8 protein-coding genes and 1 pseudogene are annotated in these 13,073 nt (G+C 70.3%); 5 read left to right on the top strand and 4 right to left on the bottom strand.

Annotated elements, in window-relative coordinates:
• Nucleotides 1-379, top strand: a pseudogene (locus VF697_RS10455) (hypothetical protein); the annotation flags it as partial.
• A 66-nt stretch (nt 380-445) separates the two neighbouring features.
• On the opposite strand, the gene VF697_RS10460 reads toward VF697_RS10455, so the two are convergent.
• Complete coding sequence (locus VF697_RS10460) at nt 446-2,098, bottom strand: carboxylesterase/lipase family protein (protein WP_331093835.1); 1,653 nt, start codon at nt 2,096-2,098, stop codon at nt 446-448.
• Nucleotides 2,099-2,163: 65 nt separating this feature from the next.
• Complete coding sequence (locus VF697_RS10465; protein WP_331093837.1) at nt 2,164-2,286, bottom strand: hypothetical protein; 123 nt, start codon at nt 2,284-2,286, stop codon at nt 2,164-2,166.
• Between the two features lie 113 nt (nt 2,287-2,399).
• On the opposite strand from VF697_RS10465, the gene VF697_RS10470 reads away from it, so the two are divergent.
• A complete protein-coding gene (locus VF697_RS10470; RefSeq protein ID WP_331093839.1) occupies nt 2,400-3,173 on the top strand; it encodes a hypothetical protein in 774 nt (257 codons plus the stop codon).
• 51 nt (nt 3,174-3,224) lie between these two features.
• Here VF697_RS10470 and VF697_RS10475 read toward each other — a convergent pair whose 3' ends face one another.
• Entirely contained in the window at nt 3,225-8,291 is a 5,067-nt protein-coding gene (locus VF697_RS10475) for a tetratricopeptide repeat protein (protein ID WP_331093841.1), read from the bottom strand.
• A 283-nt stretch (nt 8,292-8,574) separates the two neighbouring features.
• Between VF697_RS10475 and VF697_RS10480 the strand changes: the two genes are divergently transcribed.
• The 3 genes from VF697_RS10480 to mltG all read left to right on the top strand — a co-directional run bounded on the left by VF697_RS10480 (nt 8,575) and on the right by mltG (nt 11,230).
• Nucleotides 8,575-9,189 carry a helix-turn-helix domain-containing protein gene (locus tag VF697_RS10480; protein ID WP_331093843.1) on the top strand — a complete coding sequence of 205 codons (615 nt, stop codon included), beginning with the start codon at nt 8,575-8,577 and terminating at the stop codon, nt 9,187-9,189.
• Between the two features lie 88 nt (nt 9,190-9,277).
• On the top strand, nt 9,278-10,141 hold the full coding sequence (locus VF697_RS10485) for an SDR family oxidoreductase (RefSeq protein WP_331093844.1): 864 nt from the start codon (nt 9,278-9,280) through the stop codon (nt 10,139-10,141).
• Between the two features lie 72 nt (nt 10,142-10,213).
• Nucleotides 10,214-11,230, top strand: coding sequence for an endolytic transglycosylase MltG (gene mltG, locus VF697_RS10490; protein ID WP_331093846.1), 1,017 nt, complete (start codon nt 10,214-10,216; stop codon nt 11,228-11,230).
• 13 nt (nt 11,231-11,243) lie between these two features.
• Here mltG and VF697_RS10495 read toward each other — a convergent pair whose 3' ends face one another.
• Nucleotides 11,244-12,803: a PAS domain-containing sensor histidine kinase gene (locus VF697_RS10495; protein ID WP_331093848.1), complete on the bottom strand. Its 1,560-nt coding sequence runs from the start codon at nt 12,801-12,803 to the stop codon at nt 11,244-11,246.
• Nucleotides 12,804-13,073: the final 270 nt, after the last annotated feature.

Genomic DNA, 13,073 nt, shown 5'->3' on the forward strand with positions numbered 1-13,073 from the left:
CATCCGCACCGTTCCCCAGGGCACCTTGAACAACTGGTGGTTTGATTTCATGAAGGATGGCCTGCTGGTGCGCGAGCGGCTCGACCTCGAGGTGTATGTCATTGCCGGCAATGCCCGGTTCTGGGTCCCCACCACAGGCGATCTGGAGTATTACGGCGGCTGGGCGAACGTGAAGACGGTTCCAGAGGGCTCCATGGGCGGCGTGTCGATCTGGCCCATCTGTGGAACCATCCTCAGCGAGCGGTTCAGCGCGCAAACCTATATCATCGGTGAAGGTGGCACGAAGACCCTCATCCCGGAATGGGGCACCCACATGGTGGTCCCGGCAGGCTCGCTGTCCAGATTCGTCGACGTGCCGGAACACGTCTGCATCAACTGACGTCCAGGAGCCGTCTGCTCGCCCGCGCGTGGCCGTCCACCTGCCGCCGGTGGACGGCCGCGCCGCCTACTTCGTGATGATGCCGTGCCAGAGCAGGCGCTCCTCGCGGCCCGGATCATTCTCGACCCGGGACTTGAGGTTGAAGAGCAGGGTGGGGCGTTGCTCGGTGGTATAGGCCGGCCACGCGGGAATGCCCGGGTGATTCGGATTGCCGGTGCGCGCGAAGGCGATCCACGCCGAGCTCAGCTGCTCGGACAGCTTGAAGCGCTCGGGGTCCTTTCCGGTGAGGCTGGGAACCAGGTCCGCGTTGTCGAACACGAAGGGAATCTCGAGCGCGTGGGTGGCCTTGAGCTTGCCCTCGAGGACCGGCGTCTCCCAGGTGAACAGGTACACGTAGACGGGGGCGCCCGCCTGGGCCACCTTGCGCTCGGCGGTCAGCAGGGACGGCGCCCGGAACAGGTCGCTGCCCGCGGTGATGATCACGTCCTTCGCCGGGGCGTCCGGCATGGCGCGGCGGTAGTGATCGAAGACCTGGTCCTTCGCCTCGCCCACCAGCCGGCCCAGGCCCTGGCGTGCCATGCCGTCGGTCATCGGTCCCAGCTTCCCGTAGAGGAACAGCGTCATCTCGTCTTGATTGGTGCCAATCATCAGGGGCACCCCGGCCGAGACGGCGGGGGCCGTGGGCTCGAACGGATTGCCGGGCAGCACCTGCCCATCCGCCACGGGAGTGAAGGGCGAGTTGAAGGTGAAGGTCCCCCGCTCCTTCTTCAGGACGACCATCTGCGCATCGAGCACCTTGTCCACGGGGAGGTTTTGCAGCGCCTCGAGATCCCCAGCCGCGAGCTCGAGCTCTGCCATCAGCTCGCCAGCGTAGGCGGTCGCCTGCTCCGGCTGCAGCGCGCGCACGAGGGCCCCGCTCTGGCTGATGGCCTTGTGGAACAGCCCCTTCGCCGCGGGCATGGCGAGCAGCAGCGTCACCTTCATGCCGCCGCCCGACTCTCCGAAGATGGTGACGTTGCCCGGGTCCCCGCCGAAGGCGGCGATGTTGTCGCGCACCCACTCGAGCGCCGCGACGATGTCGAGCATGCCGGCATTGCCCGACGGCGCCTGGGCCCCGGTGCCCGTGTAGAGGTAGCCCAGTGCCCCGAGCCGGTGGTTGAGCGTGACCACCACGACGTCACCGCGCCGGGCGAGCGCGGTCCCGTCATAGAGAGCGGCCGACCCGGAGCCTTCCACGAAGCCGCCGCCGTGCAGCCAGACCATGACGGGACGCTTCCCGCCATCTGCCACGCCGGGAGTCCAGACATTGACGGCCAGGCAGTCCTCGCTGGTGGCCTGGGTGTCGGGCGTGACGAGCGCCGCCACGACTTCGCGCGAGACCCCGGCGCCGATGGCACTGCGCTGGGCGCAGCGCGGGCCGTACTCGACCGCATCCCGAACGCCGCTCCACGGCTCGGGCTTCACCGGCGGCATGAAGCGGTTCTTGCCCGACGTGGGCCCGCCGTACGGAATCCCCTTGAAGACGCGGATGCCTTCGGAGAGGACACCGCGAACCTGGCCACTCGCGGTATCCGCGATGACTGGACCTTCGTTCTTCAGCTCGCGGCCCTTGTTCTCGGTCACGAGCGGCTTGTGGGCACAGCCACTCATCAGGACGAGCGCGAGCAGTCCGATGAGGGTGGACGGACGGCGTACGACGAGAGTGCTTCCAGATGGCATCGATCGTTCCTCCTGGCGGGGTGCCATACCAGACTCGGACACTCTTCTGGCGCTACACGGAGCGGCTATTGGGGGATGGGGAGGACGTGCCCCTCAATGACCTGCCCGATGTTCTCGGGGTGCCTGGACGTCACCGACAGCAGATGGAAGGCGGTGGCGTAGTCCTGGGGCGACATCGTGATGCGCATGCTGTCGACGGTATCAAAGGACTCGTTCTCTGCTACCAGGCCAGCTGGTAGATGTCGGGGAAAGGGCCCTGTCTCCAGGGCCCGCTTCGCCCATTCGAGCCTTCCACTTCTCCATGCCCCTCCTTCCTCGCCTTCAACTCTTCGAGTTCCTCGACCAGCCGTGGCTGCCCGGGCCGTTGCGCCGTGGCGAGGTCGACTACCTGCGCGTCGTGCTCGACCGCATGCGGCCCTACGACAGCGTGGCGCCGCAACTGGCGGAGCTGCTCCGCACGGCGGGCACGGACCGGATCGTCGACCTCTGCTCCGGCTCGGGGGGCCCGTGGCGCACCCTGCTCCCGGCGCTGCGAGCGGTACACGACCGGGCCGAGGTGCTGCTCACCGACCTCCATCCCGTCCCGGGGCAGGAGCTGCCTCCCGGCGCGCAGTACCGCGACACCCCGGTCGACGCCACGCGCATCCCCGAGGAGCTGACGGGGGTAAGGACCCTCTTCGAGGGGCTGCACCACTTCCCCCCGGAGCGGGCCCGCGCCCTCCTCGCGGACGCCGCCGCGCGCCAGGTCCCCTTCGCCGCCTTCGAGCTCACCCAGCGCTCGCTGCCGTACCTCCTCGTCCAGCTCCTGCTCGTCGTGCCCCTGGTGTGGGGCTTCACCCCGCTCATCCGCCCGATGCGCTGGTGGAGCCTGGCCCTCACCTACCTGGTGCCCATCCTTCCCCTGCTCATCCTCTGGGATGGCGTGGTGTCGTCGCTGCGGACCTATGCTCCGGAGGACCTCGAGAGGCTGACGACGGGGATCGGCTCCGACGGGTACCGCTGGAGCAGCGGAGTCCATCGCGTGCAGGGGATGGCCATCACCTACCTCATTGGGCAGCCTCGCCGCCCGCTGTGAGGGTGTGACGGCAGGCGCCGGGTGCTGGCGTCCTGCCGTCCCCCATGGGGTCTACAACGACATGCCGAGCCGCTGGCGCAGCCGCAGGAAGTCGTCGGACAGGGCGTAGCCGAGGAGCTGCTTGAGGTCCGCGCGCTCGCGCAGGGCCTGCAGCACGGGCTCGGAGCTCTCCACGCGGGCGGAGGCGTACTGCGGGTCGTCGCGCAGCAGCATGTTGAGACCCACCGACACGTCACCGCACATCAGCAGGCCTGCCCGGTCCGCCGAGAGGCCGAAGCCCTCCAGCACGGGCTCCAGCTCCACCTTGGGCTGGGGACCCAGCTCCAGGGCGGCCGGCTCCAGCGCCTTGAGCGCCTTGCGCGAGTAGGCCCGGCGGTAGTTGCGCACGGCCTCCTCGTTGCCACGCCCCAGCGCCGTGAACTGCGGGGCGAAGATGCGCACCGAGTTGCCGAACAGGTCCGTCGTCTCACCCCGCGACAGCTTGGTGAGCACCGCCGTCTTGTTCAGCAGGCCCAGCACCGCGCGGCCGATGAGGAACTTCTGCTCGCGGGCGTTGAAGCGGCGCACCACGTCCTGGCCCACGCACACCGACAGCGGCTCGGTCGTCTCCAGACCGAGGAGCCCGCGACGGGCCTGGTAGACCTCGAACTCCTCCACGCCGAAGACCTGGGCCACGGCGCGCACGGCCTTGAACACCGCGTGGTCCGGCTTGAGCTTGTCGTTCTTGCGGTCCACCCCGAGCAGCTCGAACTGCGGCGGGTTGATCTTGCTGAGCTGATCGCCCACCGCGCGCATCACCTCGAGCAGCGGCCCGCGCGCCGAGGGGTGCATCACCCCCGCGTCCACGTCCGCCAGGCTCAGGCGCTCCTGCGTCTCCTGCGGCAGCTTGACGCGCGTCTCCGTGTAGAAGGCCATCTCCACGTCGTTCGTCGCGCGCAGGAAGTGCAGCACCGCCGCCGCGCAGAAGGCCTTGTCCATCTGCTTGAGGCCCTCCCACAGACGGAAGAGCGCGTGCAGGCTCTCCACCCGGGTGGGATCCAACCGGAGGATCTGCCGGTGCTCCTCGATGGCGAGCTGGGCGGAAGCCGCGTCGCGCATGTACAGGCCCGCGAGGGCGGCGCGCGCCTGCAGGTGGGTGGTGTCCCCGTCGACGATCTGCCGGTACAGCGTCAGCGCCTTCCCGGGCTGATCCAGCGGGCCGGCGAACAGGTCCGCCACCTTCAGCCGCAGCGAGGCCGCGCGCTTCGTGTCTCCGCTGGCGTGGGCCTGGACGGCCTGGGCCTCCAGCACCTGCGCCAGCTCCGGGAGGTTGTTGGCGCGCTCGTAGAGGGCCACCAGCCGGTCCACCAGGGCCGAGTCGCCCGGGGTGAGCTCCAGCGCCTGGCGGTACAGCGTGGACGCGGTGGCACCGTCACCGAGCCCCTGCTCGTGGATCTGCGCCAGCGTCACGGTGTGGCGCGCGCGCTCGACCAGGGGGAGGTCCAGCGCGAGCAGCCGCTGCAGGCACTCGGTGGCGCCCGCCCAGTTGCGCACCTGCTGGAAGAGGGTGGTCAGACGCTCCAGCACCTCGGTGTTCTGGGGCAGGACCTCGCGCGCGGCGTGCAGGTGCACGGCGGCGCGGCTCGGCTCGCTCAGGTGATCCTGGTACAGCGCGCCCAGCGTGAGGTGCATCCGCGCCAGGACGGCCGGCTCTCCCCCGAGCTGGAGGCGCTGGGCGAGCGTCGTGGCGGCCTCGGCGTACTTGTGCTCCTCCAGCATCAGGTGGGCGCGCAGCTCGAGCGCCTCCGGGTGCGTCGGGGCGAGGGAGAGCGTGCGCTCCAGCAGCTCCAGGGCGCGGGCGCGGTTGCCCATCGAGAGGTGCGTCTTCGCCGCGCTGAAGAAGGCCGTGGTGGCCCCCTCGGTGTCGCGCTGAGCCAGCCGGGCCTCGCCGCGCCGCTCCTGCAGCGCCACCAGGTCCGCCGCGCCTCCACGCGCGGCCAGCAGGTCCTCCAGGCCCGAGGTCGCCGAGGCATCGAGCGGATCCCGCTCCAGCGCGTGGCGGTAGAGGGTCATGGCGCCCTCGGTGTCCTGCAGCGGGCCGGCCGCGAGCCGCGCCGCGGCGACGAAGGCGTCGATGGCGGAGCGCGGATCCCGACTGGAGCGGGCCTCGGTCTCCAGCAGCAGCCGGGCGGAGGCGGCATCCCCCCGACGGGAGAGCACGCGCCGCAGGCCCTGGAGGGCCGGCAGGCACTGGGGCTGGAGCTGGAGCACCGCGCGGTAGGCCTGCTCGGCGCGGGTGGGGTTGTTCAGCCGCGTCTCGTCCAGCTCGGCGCAGCGCAGCATCAGCTCCACGCGCTCCAGCTCGTCGGCCACCACCGAGAGGCGGCGGAGGTAGAGCTCGGACAGGCCGGCCGCGTCACCCGCCTGGCGCAGGGCGCGCTCCAGGGCGAAGGCGAGCCGCACGTCGCGCGGGTTCTCTGCCACGGCGCGCCGCAGGGCCTCCAAGTCGGCGCCCTTGTCCAGGTCGTTGGCGGCGTTCACGCGCATCGCCGTGCCCAGGCGCGTGTCCTTGAGCAGCTCGGACAGGCGCAGGCGCAGCTCGCCCCGGCGCGCCCGGTCTCCGGCGCGGATGCGCTCCAGCGTTTTGAGGGCCGAGAGGTGGGCGGGCTCCAGCGCCAGCACCGCCTCGCAGCACTGGGCCGCGCGCGCGGGCTCCTGGAAGTGGTCCAGGTACAGCCGCGCCAGCTTCAGGTACGCGGCCACCTTGGCCCCGGCCGTATGCGCCACCTGCGTCTCACGGTCCAGCAGGGCCACCAGCTCCTTCACGTCCTCGTCGGCCAGGTAGAGCCGCTCCAGGGCGCGCAGCGTGGCGGAGTGGCCCGGCGTCAGCCGCAGCACCTCCTGGAACACGCCAATCGCCATGTCCGGTCGCTTGAGCTGATCCTCCCAGATGGTGGCCGCTTGGTAGAGCGCGTTGGAGCGCTCCATCGGATCCGTCCGGTTGGCGGCCTCGGCGCGCAGCACCTCGATGAGGCTCTCCCACGCGCCCTGCGACTTGTAGAGCCGCGCCAGCGCGCGCAGCGCCGGGAAGTGGCTGGGCGCCAGCGTCAGCACCTCCTGGTAGGAGGCGACGGCCTGGTGCTCGTCCTTCACCCGGTGCTCGCACAGCTCGCCAATCTTGTAGATGAGCGCCGCGGCGGCCTCGGGGGAGGCGGAGTACTCGGCCTCGGCCCGGTACATGCGGATGAGCGGCTCCCACTTGGCCTCCTGCGCGTACAGCCGCCCCAGCGCCTTGAGCGCGGGCAGGTACGAGGGGGTGAGGGTGAGCACGCGCTCGTAGGCGGCGATGGCGCCCGCGCGATTCTTCAGGTGCTCGTCGAGGATCTCCGCGTTGCGGTGGTAGAGCGAGAGCACCTGCTTGGTGTCGCCCACCAGCGAGGCCTCCAGCTCCTGGTTGGTGATGAGCTCCTGGTAGCGGCCAGCGCGCTCCAGCAGCCGCGACAGGTTGCGGATGGTGGGCAGGTGGTCCGAGGCCAGGTCCAGGATGCGCCGCATGCACTCGATGGCGTGGTCCAGATCGCTCAGGCGATCCTCGTAGATGACCGCCACCTTGTTGAGCGTGGTGATGAGCTGCTCGCGGTCCTGCGTCTGAAGCAGATCCTGCTCGTACATGGCGACGAGCTCGGCGAAGCGGCCCTGGCGCTCGAAGAGGCGGCCGAGGGCCTTCTGCGCGGGGAGGTAGCCCGGCTGGAGCTGGAGGCAGGTGTTGTAGCGCTGGATGGCCTCCTCCTGCCGGGCCAGCCGCTCCTCGAGCACCTCGGCGGCCTTGAAGAGCCGGGCGGCCTTCTCCTTCGGATCCTGCGCGGCGGCGCTCTCGGCGTCGAAGACGGAGACGAGGCCTTCCCAGTTGCGGGTGCGGTAGAAGAGCTTGCCCAGGCCGGCGAGCGCGGCGGCGTGGCCGGGGATGCGCGAGAGGATGGCCTGGTAGCGGGTGATGGCGTCCGCGTCGCGCTTGAGGTCCTCCTCGTAGAGGGCGGCGAGGCGCAGGTTGATGCCCACCAGCTCGCTCTCGTCGTTGATGCAGCCCACCCAGGCGAGCAGCACGTCGGCGAGCTCCTCGAAGCGCTGGCGCGTCTCGTAGATGTTGGCGAGCGCGGAGAGGACGAGCGGCTCGTTGGGGCTCACGCGGCGGGCGTCGAGCAGAGCGGCCAGCGCCTCTTCCTTGCGACCGAGCCGCTCGTACATCTTGCAGAGCTGGAGCCAGGCGGGCGCGCCCTGGACGCCGAGCACCTCGGCCTCGGCGGTGAGGACCTCGAGCAGCTCCTCGGCGCGGCCCTCGCGCACGGCCACGCGCTTGAGGGCGTTGAGCAGGAGCAGGTCCGTGCGGTCCAGCGCGAAGGCCTCGCGGAAGCAGGCGGCGGCCTGTTCGCCGCGCTTGAGCCGGTCATCGAGCACCAGGCCGGCGGCGGTGAGGTAGTGGGCGCGCAGGGCGGGCGTGTCGAGCGTGGCGGCCAGCAGCCGGTACACCTCGACGAGCGAGGCGTAGTCGTTGCGCGCGGCGTAGAGCGCCTCGAGCTGGGTGAGGAGCGCCACGTCCTGGGGCTCGAGCTGGAGGCACTGGCGGAAGGCGGCGGTGGCGTCCTCCTCGCGCGACAGGCGCTCGTCGAGCAGCGTGCCCTTCTCGAAGAAGAGGGCGGCGCGGCCCCGCACGTCCTCGGTGGCGTTCAGCTCGGCGTCGACGAGCTGGATGACCATCTGCCAGTTGCCCACGTCGGCGAAGAGGCGGCGCGCGGCGCGGATGTTGGCGAGGAAGCGCGGCGCGAGCCGGTACGCGTTCTGGAAGGCGACCGCGGCGTTGCGCGGATTCTTGAGGGGGTCCTCCCAGAGCAGACCGATCTCATGGAAGAGGAGGGCGGCCTGGGGCTCGTTGCCGAGGGCGCGGGCCTCGCGCTCCAGGGAGGCGATGCGCTCGCGGGCCTCCTGCTCGGGGCTGGCGGCGGGGGGGAAGGCGGACAGGTGGGTGGCGAGGGTCTCGGTCGCTTGCCGCTGGGGGGCGCCTCCCTGCGTGACGGCAGCCACGGGTACACCGGGGGAGGACAAGGACGGCGAGGTCCTCGGCAGTTCGTTGCGCTCGCTCATGGGGGAAGCCGGCTCCGTGAGAGGAATCGAGGCGGAAGATACAGCCCTCCCAGGTCGTACCATGCACCCGGCGGGTCCCTCAAGTTCCCGACTTTCCTGGCGAATTACCCAGGGGGAGGGCCTGTCCGCGCGGCGTGTGGCCGAGCAGGCGGGCACGCGCGTGCAGGCCCGGATGCTCCTCTCACGCCTCCGGGCCAGACGCGAGGAGCACCCGTCCAGGCTCTTCCGCCTTGACGGGGTAGACCCTGGTGGTAATAGTGAATGAGGCATTCACGATTCGATCATGGCCCAGTACCTCAAGGATGAAGTCCAGGAAGGCATCGCCGCCGCGGCGCTGAAGGTCTTCGCGCTGAAGGGGTACGCGCGCGCGACCATGGCCGAGATCGCGAAGGCCGCGCGCATCTCCACCGGCAACATCTACCGGTACTACGAGAACAAGAGCGTCCTGTTCGAGGAGGTGGTCAGCGACGACTTCGTCCGCACGTTCACGACCCTGCTGCGCCGGCGGGTGACGTCACTGGAGGGGGTGTCCGACATCCGGACGCTCGGCCCAGCGGCTGCCTTCCACCTGGCCTCCGAGGAGCTCCTCCGGTTCTGCATCGACCACCGGCTGCGCGTCATCGTGCTCCTGGGGCGAGCCGAGGGCTCCCGCCACGAGGGCTTCTCCGAGCAGCTCGTCCAGGAGCTCATCCAACTCGCCGTGGCGCACTTCCGAACGCTCCATCCCCACACGCGGGTGACGGAGACGGCGCGCTTCAACCTGGAGCAGATCTACCGGAGCCTCGTGGGCACCATGGTGGGCCTCCTCACGAAGTTCGAGGACGAAGCCCTGATCCGAGAGGCCGTCCAGGGGTACTCCCGGTACCACCTCGCGGGGCTGAAGAGCTTCTTCGAGTAGTTTTTTTTGCCCGATAAGTGAACGCGTCATTCACTTATCGGGCGGTTCACGGCGGTACGGCCGGAATGGACCGGCGGAGGGATGCGACATGGCAATGAAGACGCTCATCATCGGCGCGACGGGCGGGGTGGGGCGGGAGCTCCTGGCACAGCTCGAGGCGAGTGGCGAGGAGGTGCTCGCCGCCACGAGGAATCCCGTGGGCGCCGCGGCCGGAGCCCGGACGTCGGCCCGCTTCATCGAGTTCGACTTCGAGCGGCCGGAGACGTTCGCGCCGGCCCTGGAGGGGGTGGAGCGCGTCTTCTTGATCGCCCGGCCGGGAGACGAGCACGCGGACTCGGTCGCCCGCCCGCTCATCGACGAGATGAAGCGTCGAAGGGTGCGGCACGTCGTCAACCTGAGCGCCATGGGCGCCGAGCTGCGGAGCGACTTCTCGCTGCGGAAGGTGGAGCTGTACCTGGAGGACTCGGGGCTCGGGTTCACGCACCTGCGGCCCAACTGGTTCATGCAGATCTTCAGCGGAGGGCCCCTGCTCGCGGGGCTCCGCGCGACCGGAGAGCTCCGCATCCCGGCGGCCCGCGCGAAGATCTCCTACATCGACGTGCGCGACATCGCGGCGGTCGCCGCCAGGGCGCTGACCGTGCCGGGCCATCTCGGAAAGGCGTACACGCTCACCGGGGACGAGGCGCTCGATTGCGACGAGGTCACCGGGCTCTTCTCACGGGCGGCCGGAAGGACGATCCGGTACGTTCCCCTCGGCGAGGAGGAGACGCGCACGACCCTCCGGACGGCCGGGCTCTCTCCGGAGCGCGTCGAGCGGCTCATCCAGTTCTACCGGCTCGTCCGGGATGGCTACTGCGCCCCCGTCTCGCCCGACGTGCGCGCGGTGCTGGGGCGGCCGGCCCGGACCCTGGCGCGGTTCGCGCGGGAGCATGCCTCCCTCTGGACATCATGAGTGATGCCTGGACGGCAGAGGAGCAACCGAACCGGCGGTGAGGAGGCGCGCGGGTGTTAAGGTGCGCCCCGCATGAAGCGCATCCTTATTGTCCTGCTCGGCCTTGTCGTCCTCGCCGTGGGCGCGGCCGCCGGTACCTTCTTCTGGGTGGAGGGCGAGGTGCGGCGCGCCGTGGCTCCACCGGGCGCCGCCTCCGTGGAGTTCACCGTGCCCAAGGGCGCCACGGGCCGAGGCCTGGGGCCCCAGCTCGCGTCGCAGGGGCTGATTCGCGACGCCCGGCTGTGGCGCTGGCTCCTCTACCGCCGGGGTCAGTTCGCTCCCAAGGCGGGCCGTCACGCGGTGAGCCCGTCGATGACGATGGCGGAGATCGCCACCGCGCTCGAGGCGAGTCCCCTCCCCGATGACGTCGCCTTCAGCGTCATCGAGGGCTGGCGCCTGCGCGACACCGACGCGGCCCTGGCCGCCGCGGGCCTCATCACGCCCGGCGCCTACCTGGCCGCGGCCCGCCACCCCGAGCGGTTCACCGCGACCTTCCCGCTGCCGAAGGGCACGCTCGAGGGCTACCTCTACCCGGAGACCTACCGGGTGGTGCCCGGCTCCGTGAAGGTGGAGGAGCTCATCCAGCGCCAGCTGGACACCTTCGCCGAGCGCTTCTACGCCCCCCACAAGGAGGCCCTCGTGAGCAGCGGGCGCAGCCTCCACGAGGTGGTGGTGATGGCCTCGATGCTGGAGCGCGAGGAGCCCGTGCCGACGCAGCGGCCGCTGGTGGCGGGCATCCTCTGGAAGCGCGTGGACAAGGGCTACCCCCTGGGGGTGGACGCGACCTCGCGCTACGAGCTGGCCGAGTGGAACGACCGGCAGGCCTTCCTCCAGCGCCTGCGCAACCCGGAGGACCCCTGGAACACGCGGCACCGCAAGGGGCTGCCGCCGGGGCCCATCGGCGCCCCCACGGTAGAGTCGCTCCGGGCCTCCCTGGCGCCCCGGCCGAGCGAGTTCTGGTACTACCTCCACGACGCCGAGCGGCGCCTGCACCCCTCGCGCAACGCCGAGGAGCACGAGGCCCTGCGCCGCAAGTACAACGTGTACTGAGGGCGTCTCGGGACTACGGTCCCATCACGTCCAGCGGCAGCCTCACCGTGAACGTGGCGCCCTGTCCGAGGGCGCTCTGGACGTGGATGCTGCCGTCATGGGCCTCGACCACCTGTTGGGCGATGAAGAGGCCCAGGCCGAGCCCGCCGTAGTGGCGATCGGTGACGGCGCGCACGAAGCGCTCGAAGATGGACGGATGGTGCTCGGGCGCGATGCCGATGCCCTCATCGCGCACGGTCAGCACGGCCTCGCCGGCCTCGGTGCTCACGCGCACGTGGATGGGCTTGCCCGCCCCATATTTGAGGGCATTGGTGAGCAGGTTCGTCACCACCTGCTCCAGCCGACGCGTGTCCCAGGTGCCCACGATGGCGGGGGGGGCCTCCACCTCCACGCGGCCCCCAGCCTGGGTGGCCTGGGGGGCGTAGCGCGCCACCACCTCCCGCGCGAGCGCGGACAGGTTCATCGGCGAGCGCTGGAGCTGAAGCCTGCCCGTGCTGATGCGAGAGACATCGAGCAGGTCGTCGATGAGCTCCGCGAGCTTGCGCACCTGACGGCGCGCCACATCGAGGTCCCTGGCCACGCGGGCACCGGACAGGGCGGCCTCGGGGTTGTTCTCGATGAGGCGCAGCAGGCCCGTCAGCTTGAGCTGCAGCGGGGTGAGGGGTGTCTTCAGCTCATGAGAGGCGACGGACAGGAACTCGTCCCGCGCGCGGACGGCCTCACGGAGCCGGTGCAACTCCCGCTCCTCCTCGGCCTGCTTGCGGGAGGTGAAGTCGCGCGTCACCTTGGCGAAGCCGCGCGGCGTGCCGTGCTCGTCGTGCAGTGCGGTGATGACGACGTTGGCCCAGAAGAGGGTGCCGTCCTTGCGCACGCGCCAGCCCTCGTCCTCGAAGCGCCCCTCACGCGTGGCCAACTCGAGCTCCCGTTGGGGCTTGCCCCGCGCCACGTCCTCGGGAGGGTAGAAGTGGCTGAAGTGCTGGCCGAGGATCTCCTCGGTCCGGTAGCCCTTGATGCGCTCGGCCCCGGCGTTCCAGGTGACCACGCGCCCGTCCAGGTCCAGCATGAAGATGGCGTAGTCCTTGACGCTCTCCACGAGCAGCCGGAAGCGTTCCTCGCTCTGCCGCAGGCCCTCCTCGGCCTGCTTGCGGGTGGTGAGGTCGCGCGTCACCTTGCCGAAGCCAGACACCTGGCCCTTCTCGTCGTGTAGCGCGGTGATGACGACGTTGGCCCAGAAGAGGGTGCCGTCCTTGCGCACGCGCCAGCCCTCGTCCTCGAAGCGCCCCTCGCGGGCGGCTGCCTGGAGCCCCGACTGGGGCTTGCCCCGGGCCACGTCCTCGGGAGGGTAGAAGCGGCTGAAGTGCTGGCCGAGGATCTCCTCGGCCCGATAGCCCTTGATGCGCTCGGCCCCGGCGTTCCAACTCGAGATGTGGCCGTGTGGATCGAGGGTGAAGATGGCGTAGTCCTGGACGCTATCGATGAGCAGCCGCAGCTGATGGGCGACCGCACGCTCGGCGGGACCATCCCTTTGGGGGACGGTGCTGGAAGCCGGGCTTTCCTGTGTCCTGTGACTCAATGCACTCCTCATCATGCGCATCCGATGAGGTGCAACGTTCTAGAGGCGTCCGTTCTTCACGAACGCTCGTCTGGCGAGCAGCCCTGCTTCCGAGGCAGCACCCCAACGCCAGGGGTGCCGCCCCCGGCGGGGTGGCTCACGGAGCCGGCGGGGACTCGCCCGGCTCGTCGTGCTGCATCCCCCGACGTACGCGCGTGAGGATGTCGATCCGCAGTTGGAGCCAGTCCATGCCCTTGGGTGTCTCGTAGGCATGGGCGGAGAAGTAGCTCG

The sequence above is a fragment of the Archangium sp. genome (genome assembly GCF_036388035.1).
In the GTDB taxonomy this organism is placed as follows: Bacteria; Myxococcota; Myxococcia; order Myxococcales; family Myxococcaceae; genus Archangium.